This window comes from Bradyrhizobium sp. USDA 241, from assembly GCF_049739505.1.
Taxonomy (GTDB): Bacteria; Pseudomonadota; Alphaproteobacteria; order Rhizobiales; family Xanthobacteraceae; genus Bradyrhizobium; species Bradyrhizobium liaoningense.
This window is the reverse complement of record NZ_JBMGPZ010000005.1, coordinates 1,595,982-1,617,121: the sequence shown is the minus strand read 5'-3', so window position 1 is coordinate 1,617,121 and position 21,140 is coordinate 1,595,982. Positions and strand designations below refer to the sequence as shown.

Genomic DNA, 21,140 nt, shown 5'->3' with positions numbered 1-21,140 from the left:
GATTTAAGTGGATTCCTGCCGGGTTATGCTGAACGCGGGGCTTTACGGTTTTGTCGTTGCGTCGGGAGGGCGTAGCCCGACCAGAGCGACGACAAAACCGTCGGCGACGGTCATGCGGCCATCACCATAGCTTGCGTGCCGAAGTAAGCCTCGTCGGGCGTGCGCCCGTCAAGGCTCGAGTGAGGGCGTCCCTGATTGTAGAAGGCCAGATACTTGGCAATTGACGCTCGCGCCTCGGACACGCTGTCGTAGGCGCGGAGATATACTTCTTCGTATTTGACCGTGCGCCAGAGCCGCTCGACAAACACGTTGTCGCGCCAGGCGCCCTTGCCGTCCATGCTGATGGCGATCTTCGCGTCCAGCAGCACATCGGTGAACTCGAGGCTGGTGAACTGGCTGCCCTGATCCGTGTTGAAAATCTCGGGCCTGCCGTGCTTCGCCAACGCCTCCTGGACCGCTTCGACGCAGAAGGCCGCCTCCATTGTGATCGAGACGCGATGGGCCAGGACCCGTCGGCTGAACACATCGACGACCGCCGCGAGATAGACGAAGCCACGCCGCATCGGAATGTAGGTGATGTCCATTGCCCACGCATGGTCGGGCCGCTCGATCTTCAATCCGCGCAACAGGTACGGGTAGATCTTGTGACCCGGAGCCGGCTTGCTCGTGTTCGGGCGACGATAGACCGCCTCGATCCCCATGCGCTTCATCAGCGTCGCGATGTGGCGGCGACCGGCGTATACGCCCTCCCGCCGCAGCAACGATCGCAGCATACGCGCTCCCGCGAAGGGATAATCGAGATGCAGCTCATCGAGCCGACGCATCAAGGCAAGGTCCTCGGCCGAAACTGGCCGAGGTTCATAGTAGACCGTGCTGCGAGCCAGCTTCAGGACCTTCGCCTGGCGCACGATAGAAAGATCATGATCGCGGTCGATCATCGCTTTGCGCTCAGCAGGCCCGCCTTGGTGAGCGCGCCGGACAAAAAATCGTTTTCCAACGCCAGCTCGCCGATCTTGGCATGTAACGCCTTCAAATCGACCGGCGTCTCGGCCGATGTCTTGTCATGCCCAAACACGCCGGCGGCGCCTTCCAGGAGCTGGTTTTTCCAGATCGTGATCTGGTTCGGATGAACATCAAACAGTTGCGCCAGCTCCGCCAGTGTCTTGTCGCCTTTGACCGCAGCCAAAGCAACCTTCGCCTTGAATGCCGGAGAATGCGTCCGGCGGCTCTTCTTCGTCATCTTCGCTCCTGATTCGCAGCAAGAATCCTCGCCGCTGTCAGGCAGAAAATCCACTCAAGCTACTGTCCGAATTTGCGGGGCCAGCTCTCTCCTACGATCGGCTCGTGGTCGCCACCGGCAGCCGGCTGTTCCGCCCGAACATCCCGGGTCTTGCCGAGCACGGGTTCAGCGTCGACTCGCTCGGCGATGCGATCGCGCTCGACAGGCACCTGCATGGCCTTGCCAAGCGGCCGGCCGCGAACGGACGCGACACGGTCGTCGTCGCCGGCGGCGGCTTCACCGGCATCGAGGCGGCCACCGAAATGCCGGCGCGGCTCCGCGCAATCCTCGGCCCGAATGCCAGGACTCGCGTCATCATCGTCGAGCGCAACAGCGCGATCGCACCCGACATGGGCACAGGTCCGCGGCCGGTCATCGAGAGCGCCCTCCACAAGCTCGGCGTGGAGACCCGCCTCGGTGCCGGCGTCGCCTCGCTCGACGAGTCCGGCGTCACGCTGTCCAGCGGCGAACACATCGAAGCCGAAACCGTGATCTGGGCGGCGGGTATTCGTGCCGCCCCTCTGACGGCGCAAATCCCCGCCGAGCGCGACAATTTCGGCCGGCTGCTGGTCGATCGCTGTCTGCGGGTGCCAGGCGTCGAGGGCGTCTTCGCGACCGGCGATGCGGCCCGCGCCGCCTGCGACGACGAGGGCAATTACGCACTGATGTCGTGCCAGCACGCCACGCGCATGGGCGCCTTTGCGGGCAACAATGCCGCCGCCGAACTGCTCGGCGTTCCGACCAGGCCCTACCACCAGAAGGCCTACGTCACCTGTCTCGATCTCGGCGAAGCCGGCGCCCTGTTCACCCGCGGCTGGGATCGCAAGGTCGAGATGGTCGGTGATGTCGCCAAGAAGACGAAGCAGGAGATCAACACGGTCTGGATCTACCCGCCGAAGGCCGAACGCGCCGCTGCGCTCGCGTCTGCCGATCCGGAACGCGTGACCAGCCTCTAACGCACGACGCGATGACGGCCGCGCTCGCTGGCTGCGCGACCGGATCGACCAAGACCAGCCAGAAGCATTGAAACAGGAGATCAACATGAACCTGCACAACACCTCCTACCCCGCGACATCGAAGCCCGAAGAGCTTGTCCCGTCGCGCTATGCATTGAAGGTCGGCGACATCGACGTGCTGGTGGTCAGCGACGGCGTGCTGCCGCTGCCCGCCGAGATGATGGCGCACAATGCCGACCCCGCGGTCCGCGCGGCCTGGCTGGATGACATGTTCCTGCCGCCGGACGCGTTCGACTGGGCGTTGAACGTGGTCGTGGTGCGCAGTGGAGAGCAGACCATTCTGATCGACGCCGGGCTCGGATTGGACCCGGACCTGCACCTCCCGCGAGCCGGGCAACTGGTCAAGCGACTGGAGGCCGCCGGGATCGATCTGGCATCCGTGACCGACGTGGTGCTGACCCACATGCACATGGACCATGTCGGCGGGCTGCTCGTCGAAGGCGTGAAAGACCGGCTGCGTCCGGACCTGCGGATCCATGTGGCAGCCGCCGAAGTCAAGTTCTGGGAGTCGCCCGATTTCTCCCGCGTCTCCATGCCACCGGGATTCCCCGACGCACTTCGACAGACGGCCAAGCGGTTCGCGCACGAATATCACAACCAGCTCCGGACGTTTGAAGCCGAATTCGAGGTCGCGCCGGGGGTGGCGGTCTGCCGCACCGGCGGTCACACCCCCGGGCACAGCGTGGTCCGCCTGACCTCCGGCGGCGAGCGACTGACATTCGCCGGCGACCTCGTGTTCACCGTCGGGTTCGAACACCCTGACTGGCACAACGGCTTCGAACACGATCCCGAGGAAGCCGCCCGCGTCAGAGTGAACCTTTTGCGGGAGCTTGCGGCGAACCGCGAGCTGCTGGTGGCCACGCATATGCCGTTCCCGTCGGTCGGTCATGTCGCGGTCGCCGGCGACGCTTTCCGCTGGGTGCCCGTGTCCTGGGACTATTGAGCGCTTGCCGGACCGAATCCAAACCGGGGCGCGCGCTCATCGCGATGAGTTTGCGCCCTGGGACTCCACATGCACTGAGCCGTCGAAGCCGAAGCGTTGGTCTACGGTCGCTCCGGCGATTTCGAACGGCGCAACCACGCGAACGAACATGCAAGAAAACAAAGTCGTGATCATCACGGGCGGCAGTTCCGGCATCGGTCGAGCCGCAGCTCTCCGTTTCGCCAACCAGGGCGACAAGGTGCTCATCACCGGCCGTCGTGCCGGGCCTATTGAGAATACGATGGCGGAGCATCAGAACATCGCGGGCCTGATTGCGGATACCGCTTCCGCAGAAGACGCCGAGCGGACCATCGCCGAGGCGATCGGCAGATGGGGCCGGCTGGACACGCTCGTCAACAACGCCGGCGCCGGAGCCATCCTTCCGTTGTCGGATGTCGCGGCCGAGCGGATCGCGGACATATTTTCCGTCAATGTGGTCGGTCCGAGCCTGCTGGCCCGCGCCGCCCTTCCTCACCTGCAGTCTACGCGGGGCACCATCATCAACATCTCCTCGACGTTTGGTCACCGGCCGGCCGCGGGACTGTCCCACTACGCCGCGAGCAAGGCGGCGCTGGAACACCTGACCCGCTGCTGGGCACTCGAGCTAGCCCGTCCTATTCGTGAGAGTGCGGCTTTTGGGCCCGATTGATGCGGCCGCACATCTTGTCTGACGAGGCGCACAGGATTGCCTTCGGCTTTTCGCCGCCTGACGACCGGTACTTTGCAACGCGCTTGAGGGATGGGTTGGGCGAACGGGGGCGGACGCCCCGCCGGTCAAGGACCGAGCGGCAGCAGCGCGCCGGGCAAGCCGCAGATCAGGTCGGCTTCGGGACATGCCGCGGCAAACGCAAGGCGAATGCGGCTCGTGGTCTCGACGACACGGGCGGCGATTTTCAAGAGCCGAAGACGCAGCGTCGCGAACTCGGCAGCGGCCAATTCCCGGGCTTTGGGAATGGCGTCGCGCACGGTCAGCATCAGCCAATAAGCGGCCGTATGGAGCACGAGACGGACCTGGTTGGCGAGCGCCGAACGGCAGCTGGTGCGATCGGAGGCGAGCTGCGTCTTATGCAGCTTGATCAGATTCTCGGCTTGGCCGCGCGCGCAATACAGGCTGTCGTAGATCCACTCGGCCGAGCCGACATCGAGGCTGGTGACGACGAAGCGGATGTCGAGGCCGAGCATCGTCGCCTCAATACGGGCGACAGTGCGCCGTTCGCGATCCCAGGACTTTGCCTTGTGGCGCGTCTCGGTATAGCCACGCAGAACCGGCAGGTTCTCGATGGCGCGTCGCGTGCGGATGTCGTCGGCGACCTCGTCGACTTTTCTGGCGAGAGGCTTGGTGCCGGACAGACCGAAGATGTAGTCGATGCCGTTGGTCTCGCACCACGCCATTGCCTCCGGCCGGGCATAGTGCCCGTCGCCACGGAACGTAATTTGCGTGTTGTGCCATCGCGTCCGGATATGCCGTACCAGGCGGCGCAGATGGGCACGCACCTCGACGCCGCCCGGCGTCTTGCCGGGCCGCAGCACGACGGCCACGGGCCGGCTCTTCTCCGTGTCGTAGACGTGGATCGGCAGGAAGCAGCGTTCGTCATAATGAGCGTTGAACAGCGAGAGCTGCTGATGGCCGTGGACGACGTCGCAGGTATCATCGATGTCGAGCGTGACGGATGCCGGCTCGCGCGGGTAGCTATCCATCCATGCGTCGACCAAAGTGTAGGTCAGCCGGATCACGTCGCGCAGGCGCGGAGCATTCTCCAGCCGCGACAGCGTCGGCTGGGAACACAAATCCCGGCCCGTGTCCGGTAGGCGACCGCAGGCCAGTTTGAATGCCGGATCGGACCTCAGATGATCGAGGTCGTCGGCGTCCTCGTAGCCGCAGCAGATCGCGAACATGCGAGCGCGGAACATATCGACCAGGCTGTGCACGACCCGCGTCGGATCGCGCCGATCCGGGAACACCCGGGCCAGATTGTTGGCCAAACCGAGACGCCGCTCGGCCATCGCCAGAAGCATCACGCCCCCGTTCGAGGTTAGGCGCCCACCATCGAAGGCAGCTGTGACTTTCTTGGCGTGAACGGCTGGAAACGAGAAGGGCGGAATCGTATCGTCGGTCATGGCGGGCGTGGCGTTCGCGGTTGGAGGTGATGGGGTTGGCTTCGCAACCGAATCCTACGCCGCATCAGCGCTTTACCCCTCAGGCGCACTCTTACGAATAAGACGGGTTAAGTTGAAGAAAGATTGAGTGACTCCCGATCATTTCTGTGCCGAAACGTGGAGTCGCGGTCGTGCCGCGTCCAAAGAAACCGGCGCGAGCGGCCTATTAGACGCGGTAGGTGCTCAGCCTCCGAAACGAGACTATCAAGCATGAAGAGATCGAGCGCGAGGCAGAGGTTTTATTTGTGTTGAATTCTTGCTTCTCGATAGTGGTCTGAAATCGTATCATCGGTCATGGCGGGCGTGGCGTTCGCGGTTGAAGGTGATGGGGTGGCTTCGCAACCGAATCCTACGCCGCATCAGCGCTTTACACCACGCTCGCCAGCCTCTCAGGCGCCCTCTCGCGAATAAGACGGGCTAGTACCCGGAATCAGAGCTGAGTGATACGGCGGCCTTTGAAACGGCGTTGACGGACCTTTTTCTTGGTCCAGACGAAGGGCTCGGCTCTGTCGTTGTATGCGTTGACGTAGGCATCGATGTGTTCCTGAAGCTGCTTGAGGCTCGTGAAGGAGGTGCCGCTGAGCGACTGCCCCTGCAAGATGGAAAACCATACTCCGACCTGATTGAGCCATGACGCACTTGTCGGCGTGAAATGAAATTGCACGTTGGGGTGGGCCTTGAGCCAGTCCTCGTTCTTTTTATGGGTGTTGAGGTTGTCGAGGATGACGTGAAGCTTGCGGTTCGGAAAAGCCGCGGTGACGCTGTTCATGAAATCGAGAAACTCGACGCGGCGCCGGCGTTTTGAATGGGTCGCGATGATCTTTCCGGTGGCGACTTCGAGCGCCGCAAACAATGTTGTGGTGCCATGCCGCTTGTAATCGTGGCTTTGGCCGGTCAAGGCGCGGCCATTGGGCAACTTCAGATAACCCTGCGCTCGCTCCAAAGCCTGGATCGAGGGCTTCTCGTCCACGCACAGCACAATGGCCTTCGCCGGCGGCGCGACATAGAGACCGACAACATCGGCGGCTTTGGCCGTAAAGTTCGGGTCGTTGCTCTCGCACCAGGACTTGCGAGCCACCAGGTCAATCTTGTGGCTGCGCAGGAACCGCCAGACATATTGGACATCGACATCGCCCAGCGCCTCGGCCAGCAGGGGGCCGGTCCAGCGCGCAAACCCTTGCGGTGGCGGCTTATCCAGCAGCTTCAGAATCCGCTTGTCGGTCGTCTTCGTATAGATCGGCTGCTTGCCAGGCCGCGGCTTGTCTTGCAGCCCTTCAAGGCCATGGTCGGCATAGCGATGCCGCCAAAGGCTGACAATCCGGGCTGGACCCCAACTTCCTTGGCGATCGACCGGGTGCTGCGCCCATCCGCCGCCAACAGAACTATCCGCGCCCGCTTCAAATCGCGCTGCAACGTCACCGGTGAGCGACAGCACGCCTCAAGCACCTTGCGATCTTTCCTCGAAAGGTGGACTTCTCTTGCTTCGGGTATCATCCCGACCTTGAATCACGACTCACGTTCCAAGAAAAGTGGGTACTAGCGCCACTTGGAATAAGGGTGAATGCGATCGCGGCCGGTCCGACCGAATCCGGCGCCTTGACCGGAATGATGGGGCTGTCCGCGGAAGCTGCAGAAGCCGTCAAGGACGAAGAGCGCGCGCGAATTCCGCTCGGTCGTCGCGGCGTTCCCGACGACATTGCGCGATGGATCGTGCAGCTTGCAGGTCCCGCCTCGCAATGGATGACGGGCCAAGTTCTCGCAGTCGATGGTGGCCTGGGATTGGCCTAGTTTAGATCATGATCGGGAAAGGTGAGCTGCCTTCCGAAAAGGTCATGCTCGAAGAATAACCCAAAGCGCGACAACGAATCATCCAGTCGCACCGCGCTTTGAGTCCTGCGGCGATATTGAATCCGCCGCGCTTCGTATGCGCCTAAAGCGCGATGCGATTAGGACTAATCGTCATCGCGCTTTAAGTTGTTGTTTAGGCGTGATCTTTTCGGAAAACCGCTGCGCACTTTTCCGGATCACGCTTTAGAACGTCACGCGCATGCCCGCATAGAACGCGCGCGGCCTCGCCGGGCTCAGCGAGCGCGGGTCGACGAACTCCGCGCCGCCATTGGTAAAGTTGGGCAGGGCCTCGCGGTCGAAGAACTGGCCGTAAGTGGCGTAGCGCTTGTCGAACACGTTGTCGACGCGGCCGTAGAGCTGGATGTTCTTCGTCACCTGGTAAGACGTGTGGAGATTGAACACCGTATAGGACGGCAGCTTCGCGAACTGGTTCGACTCGTCGCCAACGATGTATTGGCTGGAGACGTATAGCGCGTTGCCGCCGACCTTCCAGACATCGGTCACGGCGTAGTCGACGCCGACCTTGACGCGGTGGCGCGGGATCGCGGGGATCTGGTTGCCGGGTCTGACCTGGATGGTCTCGGGGGCGTCATCGGCGAACGGGCTTTCCGAGCCGAGTTCGAGCGGATCAAGGAAGCGCGCATCGACGAAGGCGTAGCTCGCCTGGAATTGAAGCGTGGGCGACTTGATGTTGACCTCCGCTTCCAACCCTTGCCGCCGTGTCCGGCCGACATTGGTGAAATAGCCAAAGCCCGTCCGCCCGACGGCGGGCACCGCTACGATGTCGTCATGGTTGGTGGCGCGAAAGCCGCCGATTTTCCATCCGAGAGTGCCGATATTCAGCTCCCTGGTGCCGCGGAAGCCGGCCTCCACGGTCTTGGAGACGACCTGCTTCAACGGCGGATCTGCAACCAGGAAGGCCGCGATGAGGCAGGGCCGGGCGGGATCCGCGCAGCCGAGCTCGAGCGGCGTCGGCACGCGGTTGGCCTCGGAATAGCCGGCATAGGCGGTCAAACCCGGCGTGATCTTGTAGGTGCCGCCGATCATCGGATTGAATCGGGTATAGGTGTGATCGCCGTTCAGCGCGGTCCCGAGCTGGTCTTCGAGCGTGATCCGCGCCGCGTTGAAGCGGCCGCCGCCCGTGATCGCGAAGGCGTCCGTGACGTTGAACGTATCCATCGCGTAGAGGCCGTTGTATTGATTGACGGTCCGCAACGAGACGGGGCCGGCAACGGGATCTGCCGTGGGAGTCGCCCCCAGGAAGACACCGCTACCGCTGACGACGTAGTTCTCTCCCATCGAGCCGATCTCGGAGCTGGCGTTGTAGCGCGTGGTACTGGCGTCATAGGTTGCGCCCATCACGAAGCGGTTGTCGTGGCCGAACAGTTGATCGGTGTTGGTGGCCTGCCCCGACACGCCGAACGTAGTCGAACGGGTCGAGCTCCGGTCGATCGCGCCCAAAATTGTTCCCGGTGCGAAGGGGTTGGCGAGTTGCACGCCGCCCGCGCCGTTGGCAGGTGTGGTGTCGTCGCCGAAGCAGAGCAGCGCCGCATCTGCAGCGCACTCCTCCACGTCGGTTGGATTGCCGTCGACGATGTTCTGCTCGAACCTGCGCACATGGGCAGTGCCCTCGAGCGTCCAGGTCGGCGTCGCGTCGACCTTTCCGGTCAGGTTGAGATAGCCGACGCGGTTTGCGGTGGTCTGCGGTGTGGTGTAGGTCGCGCCCCAATATTTATCCAGCAACTCGGCCGGGACGGTGGCGCTGGCGCCGAAATTGTTCTTGGCGACCCCCATGTTGGCGTGGAATTCGCTGTCGCCGGCCTTGTAACCGACGTCGCCGTAGAAGCGCCGTACGTCCGATTGAGAGAAATTACGAAAGCCGTTGTCGTGCAAGCCTTCGAGCGCGGCATAGACGGCGTAGTTCTTGTCGACCTGCTTGCCCCATTGGGCCGAGCCCTGGATGCGGCCCGAACGAGCCACCCATCATGTCGATCTCGGCGCCCTGATAGGTGAAGCCGTCATTCATTTGCAGGTTGATCGCGCCGCCCAGCGCGTTGAGACCGAAGGCGGGGTTGTTGGTCACCAGCGTCACCGACCTGATCGCAGCAGTGGGGATCAGATCCCAATTGACGGCGTCCGAGAACGCCTCGTTGATGCGGACGCCGTTCTGGTAGACGGCAAGGCCCTGCGGGGTGCCGGTCACGGGGGAGGCTACGAAGCCGCGGAACTCGACATCGGGCGTGAACGGATTGCCGGTGACTTCGCTGATGTTGACGCCCGGCACGTAGTCGCGCAGCGCATCTGTGACGTTCAGCGAACCCGTCCGCTTGATCTGGCTGGCATCAACAGCATTGATCGCCGACGGGACTTTGTCGACGTCGAGACCCCTGCCCGTGCCCGGCGCGGTGGGGTAGACGTAAAGGCGTGTCCTGGGGCTGGCTGACCCCGGCGCCCCTATGCGCGCGACCGGTCGCGCCGGTGCGACGCGCCTCGCCGCCGCAGGCGGCGGCGCCGCCACCTCGACCGGCGGCAGGTTCTGGATGTTGGTCTCCTCGTCCTGCGCAGCCATCGCGCTGGTCGCAACAACCATTCCCGTGGAAACTGAAATGATGACCAGACCACGAACGCCCATTCTTGCCCGCCTCCACCCGTATCGTCCGGCTCTCTCGGTTCCCCGCCGGTTACGCGAACGATACAGGCCAACAGCCGAAGAGCACCAGCCGTAAAAGGTCCGCCCGGTCCGGCGCACGAATTCCCGACCAAATCGGGAATTATTCCCGACCCGTCCAACGGCGTAGGCGAGCCTCATCGGGCGCGACCGGGAACTATTCCCGGCCGCCGCGAGACTTTTTGCCGAACCTCGCGAAAGACCTTCGTGCAATCCTTGGCTCGACATCGCGATCTGATCGCGAGTCATTCATCCGTAGCCTGGCACTATCAGGAGACGCCCGGCGATCACTGGGACTACACCTCGACCCAGCCGATGATACTCGCCGACATCAGCATCGATGGCGCGCCGCGCAAGGTCATCCTGCACGCGCCCAAGAACGGCTTCTTCTTCGTGATCGACCGCACCAACGGCAAGTTCATCTCGGCGAAGAATTTCGTCGATGTGAACTGGGCCACCGGCTACGACGCCAACGGCCGCCCGGTCGAGGTGCCGGCCGCGCGCGGCGACGCGGCCTATGACTCGATCCCGGGACCCTACGGCGCCCACAACTGGCACCCGATGTCGTTCAACCCGCAAACCGGGCTGGTCTATCTGCCGGCGCAGAACGTGCCGCTGAACCTCATTCCGGAAAAGAAGTTCAAGCAGAATGCCGCAACGCCGGGCAAATTCGGCGGCGCCACCGGCTGGAATGTCGGCTTCGTGCTCAACGGAGAGCCGCCCAAGAGTCTTCCGTTCGGACGCCTCGTCGCATGGGATCCGGTCAAGCAGAAGGAAGCCTGGCGCGTCGAATACCCCTCGCCATGGAACGGCGGCACGCTGACCACGGCCGGAAACCTGGTGTTCCAGGGCACCGCGGATGGACGCTTCGTCGCCTATGACGCCACGACGGGCAAGACGCTGTGGGAAACACCGACCGGCACCGGCGTCGTCGCCGCGGCTTCGACCTACATGCTCGATGGCGTGCAGTATGTCTCGATTGCCGTCGGCTGGGGCGGAGTCTATGGCATGGCGCAACGGGCGACCGAGCGGCAAAGTCCCGGGACGGTCTACACGTTCGCGCTCAACGGCAAGGCCCCGCTGCCGGAGTTCGTGAAGTACCAGACCGAAGGCCTGCTCCAGGGCGTGAAGTACGATCCGAAGGACGTGCCCGAAGGAACGGCGCTCTATGTCGCCGCCTGCGCCACCTGCCATGGCGTACCCGGCGTCGACAAGGGCGGCAACGTCCGCAACCTCGGCTACGTGCCGGCGGAGGAAATCGCCAACCTCAAGAACATCGTGTTCAAGGGACCGTTCCGCGACAAGGGCATGCCGGACTTCACGGGCAAGCTGACGGAAGCCGATGTCGTGAAGATTCAAGCTTTCATCCAGGGCACGGCCGACGCAATACGGCCGAAGAAGTGACGCGGCGATACGGCTGCGGCAGGCATTGCCGCAGCCGGCTCACCCGACGCTCGCCACACGCCTCAATCCTTTGAAACATCATGCCTTTCAGAGATATCCCTTGAGCCCCATACTCGTCGTCGACGACCATCCCATCATTGCCGAAGCCTGTCGCATCGTGCTGGGGGACGTCGAGGACGTAGTCGCTGCGCGCGATGTGCCGAGCGGCTATGAAGCATTTCTGGAGCACCGGCCCGGAGTCGTCATCCTCGATTTGACCTTTCCCGGGGAAGCACTCGGCGGCGTCGACTTGCTGCACCGCATCTCCTCGGATGCGCCGCTCGCCCGCATCCTGGTTTTCAGCATGCATGCGGACGCAAATATCGTGGCGTCCGCGATCAAGGCGGGAGCCATCGGATATCTGCTGAAGGACTCTCCGCCGGACGAACTGCCAAAGGCGGTGCGTCAGGTCAGGCTCGGCCATCGCTATGTCGACGAGCGGATCAATTTGCGCGGCGTGCCCCTGCCCGATCACGTCGACTCCGGCAAGGTCGCCACACTGACGCGCAGAGAACGAGAGGCGCTCAGCCTGCTTGGCCAGGGAAATTCCTATTCTGCTATCGCCGAAGAGCTGGTCATCACGCCCCGGGCCGTCGCCCGGCTGATCAAGCAGGCGAGGACCAAGCTCGGTATCCGACGCACGAGCGACCTGCTCCGCCGGGCGCGCGATCTTGCCGGCGGCGCAGACAGGTCGAACTGACGCGCGACCACCTGGTCTATTGCAGCAGCCGAAGCAGCGCGCGCCCCGCAGACGTCTTCAATTCTCTCCCATCCAGCGTTCCGTCGTGATCCGGATCGGCTGCGTCGAAGCGCTGCGAGACGACGGCGAGATATTCATTCACCGAGAGCGTTCCATCGTGGTCGGGATCTGCTGCCGCTATCTCTTTGGCGGATAATCTGCCCCGCAACTCCCGCACGTCTAGCGTGCCGTCGTGATCCGGGTCGAGCCTGGCGAAAAGCGCCGTCGCCGCCTTCCTGACCTCGATATGGTCCAGCGTCCCGTCGCTGTCGGTATCGAACTTCTTGACCGGATCACCGCGGGAAGCCGCCAGCGCAGATCCCGACACCATCCCGACAGCCAGAATTGAGACCATCCATCGGCCAAATTTCGGCATTTCGAGCTCTCCCCGAGGTCGTAGACGTCACATTCAGATCAGGACGAGGCAGTTGGAACCAAGGCCTCCACGGTCAGGCCGGCATCGCCGGAGACGACGTTGAGCGTGCCGCCCAGCGCCAGGATCCGCTCGCGCATGCCGACGAGGCCGAAGCCGAGCTTCTGCCCCGGCTCCATACCGCGGCCGTTGTCGCTGACCCGCACCCGGGCGCAGCCGCGGCCGTCGTGAGTCATCTGCTCCACCGGCTCGATGACGACATTGACCGCGGTCGCACCGGCGTGGCGGAATACGTTGGTGAGCGCCTCCTGCACGATACGATAGATGGTGAGATCGGCCGTCTCGCCGGTCGGCCCGAGCGCCGGCGAGATCACGGTCTCGATCGCGACGTCAGGATGCGACTGCCGCCATAGCCGCGACAGGGATTCGAGCGCCTTGCGCAAGCCGAGCTCGGCAAGGCCCACGGGCCGAAGGCGCTCCAGCACGCGGCGGTTGAATTGCTGCAGTGCATTGATCTGCTCCAGCATGGCGCTGCCATGTTTTCGCACGGCATCCGCACTCGGGTCGCGTCCGTCCGCCAGCTTCGCCAGCGCGCTCGCATGCGCGCGCAGCGAGAACAGGTAGGGCCCGAATTCGTCATGGAGCTCGCGGGCAATCTCCTTGCGCTCCATATCCTGAAGCGACACCGCGCGCTCGGCAAGACGCCGCTTGTCCTCGACCGCCTCACCAAGCGTCGCAGCAAGGTGGTTGAGCTTGGTGCAGATCGCGGCGAGCTCCGGCGCGCCGCCCGGCGCGACACGGGCATCGTAATGTCCGCCCTCGAGCTTCCCCATTGCCTCCGCCAGAGACTGGAGCGGTGCCAGCGCCCGGCCGACCACGTTCATCATCAGGAAGAACAGCGCGACCGCGATCACCGAGCCGACCTCGAGCTGGGTCACGATCCCGTCCCAGATCTCGGCGATCTCGTCGTCGGGATGCGAGGTGATCACGAGCGAGGCGGGCTTGCCACGGATCGAGACCGGCACGCTGACGGCGGTCTGCTCGGGATGAACCAGGGCGACGAACCAGGCCGGCGGCGCGCGCGTGTCGGCGTCGGCGTCAAGCCGGGCGGGCGTCAGCGGATGGCCGCCGGCGTCCCGAAGCGTGATGCTGACGTGGCGCAGGCGGCTGAGATCGCGCGCGATCTGGTTGAGCCTGGCATCCGGGTCGGGGGCCTCGTTGAGATCCGCCACGATCATCTCGATGAACTCTCGGGCAAGGCGGATCACGCTCTGGTCCTCGGCCTGCACGCGCGGCCCGGCCTCTGCGACCTGCCGGCCGATATTGACGGCGAGCCCGAGCGCCAGCAGCAGCGCCAGCAAGAGGTTGATGCGCCCGCGCAAGGATAAATTTTGCCACATTGGTATCGCCTGTGCCTCGCGAAGGATGCCCGCGCCTGTCCGATAACGTTGACAGAGGCGAAGCGCCGGATATCTAATCGGAAGCGTACAGCAATCCCAGCCGGGTTGCATGAGGCCACATGAGACGCGCAGCTCCTCATGCCGGCAGCGTGCGGCGCAAAACAGGCACATTCCAACACGGGAAACGCGCTGTCGCGGGGAACGCCTATGCGCATTCTGATCGTCGACGATCATCCCATTGTCGCCTCCGGCTGCCGTGCCGTGCTGGCCGACGAGGGTGAGATCGAGATTTTGGAGGCCGCCGACGCCGAAGACGGCGAGTGCGTCTTCATCGTCGAACGCCCCGAGCTCTGCATCATCGACATCAACCTGCCGACCGTCTCCGGATTCGAGCTCGCGCGCCGTATCCTCGAGCGCGCGCCCGAGGCCCGCATCATCATGTTCAGCATGAACGACGATCCCGCGTTCGCCGCGCGGGCGATCGAGTGCGGCGCCAAGGGCTATGTCTCCAAGACCGGCGATCCCGACGATCTGGTCGAGGCAATCCGCGCCGTCGGCGGCGGCGGCACGTACCTTCCGACCGCGATCGCGCGCAGCATCGCCTTTGCGGGGCCGACGCTGGCGCAAAGCCCGCTGTCGAAGCTGAATGCGCGCGAGATGGAGATCCTGCGGCTGCTCAGCGCCGGCAAGAGCCTGTCCGAGATCGCCTGGCTGGTGCAATCGTCCTACAAGACGGTTGCCAATACCTCGTCCATCATGCGCCAGAAGCTCGGGGTGAAAACCTCCGTCGAGCTGGTGCGGCTGGCGATCGACAGCGGCGTCGCCTGACGGCGCCACAGATTTCGGTCACACAAGCGCTGCAATGTTGATGTGGTGAGATGCCACGGAGTTTCAGGCATGACGATCCAGACCGTCTCGACGAATAAATCCTATGGCGGTGTGCAAGGCGTCTACCGTCATGCAAGCCTGGCGACCGGAACCGACATGGTGTTCTCGGTCTACGTTCCGCCGCACGCGAGCGACGCCAGACTACCCGTGGTCTGGTACCTCTCCGGGCTCACCTGCACGCATGCAAATGTCACGGAGAAGGGCGAATTCCGTAGAGCCTGCGCCGAGCTCGGCCTGATCTTCGTCGCGCCGGACACCTCACCGCGCGGGCCGGACGTGCCGGGTGATGCCAACAACGCCTATGATTTCGGCTTAGGGGCCGGCTTCTATGTCGATGCGACGCAAGAGCCGTTCGCGCGCAACTATCGGATGTGGAGCTATGTCACCGACGAGTTGCCCAAGCTGATCGCGGAAAACTTTCCGGTCGACGTCAAGCGGCAATCGGTGATGGGTCACTCGATGGGCGGCCATGGTGCGCTGACGGTTGCGCTGCGCAACCCGCACCGGTTTCGCGCGGCAAGCGCTTTCGCGCCGATCGTGGCGCCTTCGCAGGTGCCCTGGGGCATCAAGGCCCTGACCGGCTATCTCGGGCCGAACAGGGATACCTGGCGCAACCACGATACGGTGGCGCTGATCGAGGACGGTGCGAAATTTTCGGGCTTCCTGGTCGACTATGGCGATGCCGACAATTTCTTGAAGGAGCAGCTCAAGCCGGAGCTGCTGCAGGAGGCCTGCACCAAGACCAACATCCCGCTGACGCTGCGCCGGCAGGTGGGCTACGACCACAGCTATTACTTCATCTCGACCTTCATGGGCGATCATCTGCACTGGCATGCGGCAAGATTGACGGCGTGATCTCTGCGCGCCACACGGGCACGCAGCCTCCTCCCTTCTTATGGGAGAAGGTAGCGCGCCCATAGAGGCCGCCCACTCGCCTCGCCGCTGCGCGGCGAGCCACCCTCCCGCAAGGGAAGTGGGTGCAGCGGCGCTCGCGGGGAGAAGACCCTACTCCGGCCTCCCGTAATTCGGCGCCAGCAGGCGGTTGCGGACCAGATAGCTCATCGTGCGCGACCAGGATTCGTCGGTGTTGCCGCGCATGTCGGCGCTGGCGACGGTGATCATGTTGCCGGTCTTCACGTCGCGCAAATAGATGTTGAGATTGATGATCAGGTTCGAGACCTTCTGCACCAGGCCAGTGATCTCCAGGTCGGCGCCGAGCTGGCCGGCGAGCTTGAGGTCGCACCCGCCGCAGGCCTGCAGATTCGCGTGACGGGCGGCATCCCGAACCGGCGCGATGTCGAGCATCTGGAACTTGCCTGAATCGGCCAGTTCCTTGCGCAGCTGCTCGCTGATGCGCTCGAGCCGCGCCTGCTCGGGCTTCGAGCCGTAGAACTCGCCGGGCAGGCTGGTGTCGATCAGCTCGAAATCGAACACCGCGAGTTTCGGCGGATCTGCGAGCGCGACCGAGCCCGTCAACAGCAAAGCCGAGAAACAAATCAGTGCTCGCATAATCGTGATTCCCGGTCTCGCGCGCGCGAGGACGAAATGCGGGGTTGCAAGGCGGGCCAAATCGGTCATGCTTGAAGCAGAAACAATTCTCCACCGGCGGTCAAGCCGGGGAGAACACCTGGAGGAAACATGATCCGATGGTTGGTCGGCCTGATCGGCTGGAGTCTTGCCGCAACGAGCGCGCTCGCGGCCGACCCCATCACGATCGGCGTCGGCTATCTCGGCATCGCCGGCACCAGATCGACGCTGTCCCTGGTCGAGCAGCCGGCCGAGAATGACGGCGTTGCCGGCGCGCGCCTCGCCATCGAAGACAACAACACCACCGGGAAATTCCTCAACCAGCGCTTTACGCTGGAGGAGCGCCGCATCAAGGAAGGCGAGGACGTTGTGCAGGCGGCGTCCGCGCTCGCCGAGAAGAACGGCTTCATCGTCGCCGACCTGCCGGCCGATGCGTTGCTAAAGGTCTCGGACGCCCTACGCGACCGCGGCACGCTGCTGTTCAACGTCGGCGCCATCGACGAACGGCTGCGCGAGGCCGATTGCCGCGCCAACGTCATCCATACCGCCCCGACCCGGGCAATGCTCGCCGACGCGCTCGGGCAATACCTGGTGTGGAAGCAGTGGAAGCGCTGGCTGCTCGTGGTCGGCTCCCATGACGAGGACAAGCTGTTCGCCGATGCGCTCCGGCGCACCGCCACGCGGTTCGGCGCCAAGATCGTGCAGGAGCGCACCTTCGAAGACAAAGGCGGCGCACGCCGTACCGATAGCGGCGTGACGCTGATACAGCGTCAGATGCCTGTCTTCACTCAGCAGGCGCCGGCCTATGACGTGCTGGTCGCCGCCGACGAGAGCGAGGTGTTCGGCGCCTATTTGCCCTATCGCACCTGGGATCCGCGGCCCGTCGCGGGCTCGGCCGGGCTGGTGCCGCGCAGCTGGGACGCCGCGCAGGACCAATGGGGCGCGATCCAGATGCAGAACCGCTTCTTCAAGCTGAATTCGCGGCGCATGACCGCGCTCGACATGCAGGCCTGGACCGCGGTGCGCATGATCGGCGAAGCCACCTCGCGCACCAATTCCGGCGACGTCAAGAAGGTGACCGATTTCATCAAGGCCCCGGATTTCTCGGTCGCCGCGTTCAAGGGCACACGGCTCACCTTGCGCGACTGGAACTTGCAGCTGCGCCAACCGATCCTGCTGGTCGACGGCCGCATGGTGGTGTCGGTGTCGCCGCAGGAGGGATTCCTGCACCAGGTCTCCGAGCTCGACACGCTCGGCTACGATCGTCCGGAGAGCAAATGCAAGCTGAAGTGAGCGAAGTGATGCGACGGAGCCTCCGCAGAGATGGTGCGCTCCCTCTCCCGCGTGCGGGAGAGGGTTGGGGAGAGGGTGTCTCCACAAGCGATAGCCCCCAGGACGAGAGAGCCCTCTCCCGTATCGCATCTTTCGATGCGATACGACCTCCCCCGCAAGCGGGGGAGGTGAGGACCGCCCGCGGACGGAGATCGCACCTGTTAAGAGCAGCGTTGCTGATGGTTCTGGCGACCGCCGCAGCGCCCGCACACGCGTTCATCGCCTACGTCTCGAACGAGAAGAGCAACACGGTCTCGGTGATCGACACCGACAGCTGGACGGTGACCAAGACCATCAAAGTCGGCCAGCGCCCGCGCGGCATCGATTTCACGCGCGACGGCAAGTTCGTGCTGGTCGCGGTCGGCGACGACGACACCATCCAGGTCATCGACGCCAAGACGCAAAGCGTGGTGGACAGCTTGCCCTCCGGGCCCGATCCCGAGCTGTTCGCGCAGGATGCCGCCGGCAAGATCCTTTATGTCGCCAACGAGAACGACAACACGGTGACCGTGATCGATCTCGAGAAGCGCGCACGCATCGGCGACATCCAGGTCGGCGTCGAGCCCGAGGGCATGACCATCAGCCCCGACGGCAAGACGCTGATCAACACGTCCGAGACGACCAACATGGCGCACTTCATCGACACCGCCTCGCGGCAGATCGTCGCCAACGTGCTGGTCGACGCCCGCCCGCGCTTCGCCGAGTTCAAGCATGACAGTTCGGAAGTCTGGGTATCCTCGGAGATCGGCGGGACCGTGTCGATCATCGATCCCAAAAAGCACGAGGTGATCGGCAAGGTCACCTTCGAGATCCCGGGCCTGCGGAAAGAGGCGATCCAGCCCGTCGGCATCGGCATGACCAAGGACGACAAGACCGCCTTCATCGCGCTCGGCCCCGCCAATCGCATCGCCGTGGTCGACGTCGCTTCGCGCAAGGTGACGAAATACCTGCTGGTCGGGCAGCGCGTCTGGCACGTGGCGTTCACGCCGGATGAAAAGTACCTGCTCACCACCAATGGCGTGTCGAACGACGTCTCGGTCATCGACGTCGCCGCGCAAAAAGTGATCAAGACCATTCAGGTGGGCGAACTGCCCTGGGGCGTCACGATCGCGCCATGACCAGCCCTGCCCCGATCGCCGAACCACACGACGCCGCGCCAGGGCCTGATCCCGCCGCCGTGCCGGCGCTGGCGATCGACGGCGTCAGCCACGCCTATGGGCCGCGCCGCGCGCTGATGGACGTCTCCTTCAATGTCCAGCCCGCGAGCTTCACTGCGCTGCTTGGGCTGAACGGTGCCGGCAAGAGCACGCTGTTCTCGCTCGTCACGCGCCTGTTCGGCATCCAGTCCGGCCGTGTCGCCATCTTCGGTCATGACATCAGCAAGAGCCCCGGCGAGGCGCTGCGGTTGCTCGGCGTCGTGTTCCAGCCGCGTACGCTCGATCTCGATTTGTCGCTGACGCAGAACCTGCTCTATCACGCCGCGCTGCACGGCATCAGCCGCCGCGAGGCCGCCGCGCGCAGCGCCGAACTGCTCGGCCGCATCGGGCTCGAAGAGCGCGCCGGCAGCAAGGTCCGCGATCTCTCGGGCGGCCAGATGCGGCGGCTGGAGATTGCGCGGGCGCTGCTGCACCGGCCGCGGCTGCTGTTGCTGGACGAGCCTACGGTCGGCCTGGACGTCAAGGCGCGCGCCGACATCATCAGCCATGTTCGCCAGCTCGTGACCGAGCAGGGCATCGGGGTGCTCTGGGCCACGCACCTGTTCGACGAGATCAATCCCGGTGACGATCTCGTGGTGCTGCACCAGGGCAAGGTGCTGGCGAAGGGGCCGATGAGCCGCGTCATCGCGGAGGCCGGCGCGCAGGACGTCAACACCGCCTTCATGCGCCTGACCGGCGCGCAAGTGATGCCGGGAGGCGGCGCATGAGCAGCATCACCACGCGTGACACCCCGCGCGGCTTCTCGGTCCAGGAGTACCTGACCTGCCTCACCGGCATCGTCTGGCGCGAGGGGCTGCGCTTCCTGCACCAGCGCGAACGCTTCGTCTCGGCGCTGGTGCGCCCGCTGGTGTGGCTGTTCATCTTTGCCGCCGGCTTCCGCCAGGTGCTCGGCATCTCCATCATCCCGCCCTACGAGACCTACATCCTCTACGAGGTCTATATCGCGCCTGGGCTGATGGCGATGATCCAGCTCTTCAATGGCATGCAATCCTCGCTCTCGATGGTCTATGATCGCGAGATGGGCAACATGCGCACGCTCCTGGTGAGCCCGCTGCCGCGCGGATTCCTGTTGTTCTGCAAGCTGCTCGCAGGCACCGCGGTGTCGCTGCTCCAGGTCTACGCATTCCTGCTGATCGCCTGGCTCTGGGACATCACCCCGCCGGCCTCGGGCTATCTCACCGTGCTGCCGGCGCTGATCCTGTCCGGGCTGATGCTGGGCTCGCTCGGCATGCTGATCTCCTCGGGCATCAAGCAGCTGGAGAACTTCGCCGGCGTGATGAACTTCGTGATCTTCCCGATGTTCTTCGCCTCCTCCGCGCTCTACCCGCTCTGGCGGGTGCAGGAGGGCAGCCCTTATCTGTACTATCTCTGCGAGGCCAATCCGTTCACCCATGCAGTCGAGCTGATCCGCTTCGCGCTGTACGGGCAGATCAACTGGATCTCGCTGGCGGTGGTGGCAAGCTGCACAATCGTCTTCATGGTCGGAGCGATTTTGGCCTATGATCCCTCGCGCGGGCTGGCGCGACGCGGGCCTGTGGGAGGCGAAGGATGAAGGTCTGGCTCCTGGCTGCCCTGGTGATCGCGCTGTCCGGCACGACCGCGCGCGCGGCCGATCCGCGCTATCCGGACTGGCCCTGTACCCAGGCCAAGGTGCCGGAGATCTCGCTGGCCGCCGTGTGGGCCGGCCCGCCGCTCGACGATGTCCAGAACAAATGGAAGGACGACGCCAGGGTCAGCGCGCTGGTCGCAAAATTGGCGGCGCGCAAGACGCCGCTGGACGAGGCCGAGAAATCGGTGAAGGAGTTTCTGGCCGCCTCCGGTTCCGACAAGACGGCGAATGCGAAGCTGCTATTTGCCGGTCTGTTCGACACGCTCAATGCTCAGCGCTCGCAGGTCATGAACGGGCTCGAACGCGTCAGCCGGAAGCAGCGCGAGGCCGCCGACAAGATTCGCGAGGAAACGCTCCAACTCCACACCCTGCAAGGGGCGACACCCCGCGACGAGGCCAAGGTCGAGGCGCTCAGCAACGAGCTGATCTGGAAGACCCGTATCTTCGAGGACCGCACCAAGGTGGTGCGCTTCGTCTGCGAGGTTCCAACCACGATCGACCAGCGCCTGTTCGCGCTCGGCCGCGTGATCCAGCAGGAAATGGAATAGCGGCAGCCTCGCTGACGGCTTTCGCGAAAGTTCCGCAATCGTTAACCTTTTTCTCGAGCTATCTGCCGGAACCAAATCGATCCGGGATGCCTTGTCGAAGTGAACCCCATACGT

16 protein-coding genes and 4 pseudogenes are annotated in these 21,140 nt (G+C 64.1%); 13 read left to right on the top strand and 7 right to left on the bottom strand.

From position 1 onward, the window contains the following. Positions 1–110: 110 nt before the first annotated feature. A protein-coding gene (locus ABIF91_RS29540) for an IS3-like element ISRj2 family transposase (RefSeq protein WP_129557670.1) occupies positions 111–1,240 on the bottom strand; the annotation gives its coding sequence in 2 pieces (ribosomal slippage) (positions 111–988 and positions 988–1,240; 1,131 coding nt in all). Between the two features lie 86 nt (positions 1,241–1,326). On the opposite strand from ABIF91_RS29540, the pseudogene ABIF91_RS29535 reads away from it, so the two are divergent. The 3 genes and pseudogenes from ABIF91_RS29535 to ABIF91_RS29525 all read left to right on the top strand — a co-directional run. After that, positions 1,327–2,235, top strand: a pseudogene (locus ABIF91_RS29535) (NAD(P)/FAD-dependent oxidoreductase); the annotation flags it as partial. A gap of 85 nt (positions 2,236–2,320) precedes the next feature. Further along, positions 2,321–3,238, top strand: a complete 918-nt coding sequence (locus ABIF91_RS29530; protein WP_051394064.1) for an MBL fold metallo-hydrolase — start codon at positions 2,321–2,323, stop codon at positions 3,236–3,238. Between the two features lie 148 nt (positions 3,239–3,386). Beyond that, positions 3,387–3,926, top strand: a complete 540-nt coding sequence (locus ABIF91_RS29525; RefSeq protein ID WP_080660130.1) for an SDR family NAD(P)-dependent oxidoreductase — start codon at positions 3,387–3,389, stop codon at positions 3,924–3,926. Positions 3,927–4,051: 125 nt separating this feature from the next. On the opposite strand, the gene ABIF91_RS29520 is transcribed toward ABIF91_RS29525, so the two are convergent. Together ABIF91_RS29520 and ABIF91_RS29515 are read right to left on the bottom strand one after the other, a co-directional pair. Next, entirely contained in the window at positions 4,052–5,395 is a 1,344-nt protein-coding gene (locus ABIF91_RS29520) for an IS1380-like element ISBdi2 family transposase (RefSeq protein ID WP_208086440.1), read from the bottom strand. 469 nt (positions 5,396–5,864) lie between these two features. Further along, positions 5,865–6,928: pseudogene (locus ABIF91_RS29515) on the bottom strand (IS630-like element ISRj1 family transposase). On the opposite strand from ABIF91_RS29515, the gene ABIF91_RS29510 reads away from it, so the two are divergent. Further along, positions 6,902–7,222 carry an SDR family NAD(P)-dependent oxidoreductase gene (locus tag ABIF91_RS29510; RefSeq protein ID WP_283805411.1) on the top strand — a complete coding sequence of 107 codons (321 nt, stop codon included), beginning with the start codon at positions 6,902–6,904 and terminating at the stop codon, positions 7,220–7,222. The pseudogene ABIF91_RS29515 and the gene ABIF91_RS29510 sit on opposite strands and share 27 nt — an antisense overlap. Before the next feature lie 243 nt (positions 7,223–7,465). Here the strand turns inward: ABIF91_RS29510 and ABIF91_RS29505 are convergent. Then, a pseudogene (locus ABIF91_RS29505) lies at positions 7,466–9,914 on the bottom strand (TonB-dependent receptor). Between the two features lie 294 nt (positions 9,915–10,208). Between ABIF91_RS29505 and ABIF91_RS29500 the strand changes: the two are divergent. Both ABIF91_RS29500 and ABIF91_RS29495 read left to right on the top strand, forming a co-directional pair. Then, positions 10,209–11,354 (top strand): annotated as a pseudogene (locus ABIF91_RS29500) (c-type cytochrome); the annotation flags it as partial. A gap of 100 nt (positions 11,355–11,454) precedes the next feature. Then, on the top strand, positions 11,455–12,093 hold the full coding sequence (locus ABIF91_RS29495) for a response regulator transcription factor (RefSeq protein WP_028180676.1): 639 nt from the start codon (positions 11,455–11,457) through the stop codon (positions 12,091–12,093). Between the two features lie 16 nt (positions 12,094–12,109). Here the strand turns inward: ABIF91_RS29495 and ABIF91_RS29490 are convergent, their stop codons facing one another. Further along, positions 12,110–12,508 carry a calcium-binding protein gene (locus ABIF91_RS29490; protein ID WP_085966161.1) on the bottom strand — a complete coding sequence of 133 codons (399 nt, stop codon included), beginning with the start codon at positions 12,506–12,508 and terminating at the stop codon, positions 12,110–12,112. 38 nt (positions 12,509–12,546) lie between these two features. Then, positions 12,547–13,905: a histidine kinase gene (locus tag ABIF91_RS29485; RefSeq protein WP_028180674.1), complete on the bottom strand. Its 1,359-nt coding sequence runs from the start codon at positions 13,903–13,905 to the stop codon at positions 12,547–12,549. A gap of 207 nt (positions 13,906–14,112) precedes the next feature. Between ABIF91_RS29485 and ABIF91_RS29480 the strand changes: the two genes are divergently transcribed. Next, entirely contained in the window at positions 14,113–14,733 is a 621-nt protein-coding gene (locus ABIF91_RS29480) for a response regulator (protein ID WP_028180673.1), read from the top strand. Positions 14,734–14,802: 69 nt separating this feature from the next. Then, positions 14,803–15,648 carry an S-formylglutathione hydrolase gene (gene fghA / locus ABIF91_RS29475; RefSeq protein WP_028180672.1) on the top strand — a complete coding sequence of 282 codons (846 nt, stop codon included), beginning with the start codon at positions 14,803–14,805 and terminating at the stop codon, positions 15,646–15,648. Between the two features lie 150 nt (positions 15,649–15,798). On the opposite strand, the gene ABIF91_RS29470 is transcribed toward fghA, so the two are convergent. Next, positions 15,799–16,371 (bottom strand): DUF3280 domain-containing protein, encoded by a 573-nt coding sequence (locus ABIF91_RS29470; RefSeq protein ID WP_028180671.1) that lies wholly within the window; start codon positions 16,369–16,371, stop codon positions 15,799–15,801. Positions 16,372–16,431: 60 nt separating this feature from the next. Here ABIF91_RS29470 and ABIF91_RS29465 point away from each other — a divergent pair, with 60 nt between their 5' ends. The 5 genes from ABIF91_RS29465 (at position 16,432) to ABIF91_RS29445 (ending at position 21,026) form a co-directional block, all read left to right on the top strand. Then, positions 16,432–17,613 carry an ABC transporter substrate-binding protein gene (locus tag ABIF91_RS29465; protein ID WP_028180670.1) on the top strand — a complete coding sequence of 394 codons (1,182 nt, stop codon included), beginning with the start codon at positions 16,432–16,434 and terminating at the stop codon, positions 17,611–17,613. Positions 17,614–17,831: 218 nt separating this feature from the next. Then, a complete protein-coding gene (locus tag ABIF91_RS29460) occupies positions 17,832–18,770 on the top strand; it encodes a YVTN family beta-propeller repeat protein (RefSeq protein ID WP_035670493.1) in 939 nt (312 codons plus the stop codon). Next, entirely contained in the window at positions 18,767–19,576 is an 810-nt protein-coding gene (locus tag ABIF91_RS29455) for an ABC transporter ATP-binding protein (RefSeq protein ID WP_028180668.1), read from the top strand. The genes ABIF91_RS29460 and ABIF91_RS29455 overlap by 4 nt, the downstream gene beginning before the upstream one ends. Further along, positions 19,573–20,421: an ABC transporter permease gene (locus ABIF91_RS29450; RefSeq protein ID WP_028180667.1), complete on the top strand. Its 849-nt coding sequence runs from the start codon at positions 19,573–19,575 to the stop codon at positions 20,419–20,421. Before ABIF91_RS29455 ends, ABIF91_RS29450 begins: the two co-directional genes overlap by 4 nt. Further along, on the top strand, positions 20,418–21,026 hold the full coding sequence (locus ABIF91_RS29445; RefSeq protein WP_028180666.1) for a hypothetical protein: 609 nt from the start codon (positions 20,418–20,420) through the stop codon (positions 21,024–21,026). Before ABIF91_RS29450 ends, ABIF91_RS29445 begins: the two co-directional genes overlap by 4 nt. Positions 21,027–21,140: the final 114 nt, after the last annotated feature.

Coding starts and splice junctions, on each gene's coding strand:
- ABIF91_RS29530 (WP_051394064.1), top strand. CDS start 2,321: ATGAACCTGCACAACACCTCCTACCCCGCGACATCGAAGCCCGAAGAG.
- ABIF91_RS29525 (WP_080660130.1), top strand. CDS start 3,387: ATGCAAGAAAACAAAGTCGTGATCATCACGGGCGGCAGTTCCGGCATC.
- ABIF91_RS29520 (WP_208086440.1), bottom strand. CDS start 5,395: ATGACCGACGATACGATTCCGCCCTTCTCGTTTCCAGCCGTTCACGCC.
- ABIF91_RS29490 (WP_085966161.1), bottom strand. CDS start 12,508: ATGCCGAAATTTGGCCGATGGATGGTCTCAATTCTGGCTGTCGGGATG.
- ABIF91_RS29485 (WP_028180674.1), bottom strand. CDS start 13,905: ATGTGGCAAAATTTATCCTTGCGCGGGCGCATCAACCTCTTGCTGGCG.
- ABIF91_RS29480 (WP_028180673.1), top strand. CDS start 14,113: ATGCGCATTCTGATCGTCGACGATCATCCCATTGTCGCCTCCGGCTGC.
- fghA (WP_028180672.1), top strand. CDS start 14,803: ATGACGATCCAGACCGTCTCGACGAATAAATCCTATGGCGGTGTGCAA.
- ABIF91_RS29470 (WP_028180671.1), bottom strand. CDS start 16,371: ATGACCGATTTGGCCCGCCTTGCAACCCCGCATTTCGTCCTCGCGCGC.
- ABIF91_RS29465 (WP_028180670.1), top strand. CDS start 16,432: ATGATCCGATGGTTGGTCGGCCTGATCGGCTGGAGTCTTGCCGCAACG.
- ABIF91_RS29460 (WP_035670493.1), top strand. CDS start 17,832: ATGGTTCTGGCGACCGCCGCAGCGCCCGCACACGCGTTCATCGCCTAC.
- ABIF91_RS29455 (WP_028180668.1), top strand. CDS start 18,767: ATGACCAGCCCTGCCCCGATCGCCGAACCACACGACGCCGCGCCAGGG.
- ABIF91_RS29450 (WP_028180667.1), top strand. CDS start 19,573: ATGAGCAGCATCACCACGCGTGACACCCCGCGCGGCTTCTCGGTCCAG.
- ABIF91_RS29445 (WP_028180666.1), top strand. CDS start 20,418: ATGAAGGTCTGGCTCCTGGCTGCCCTGGTGATCGCGCTGTCCGGCACG.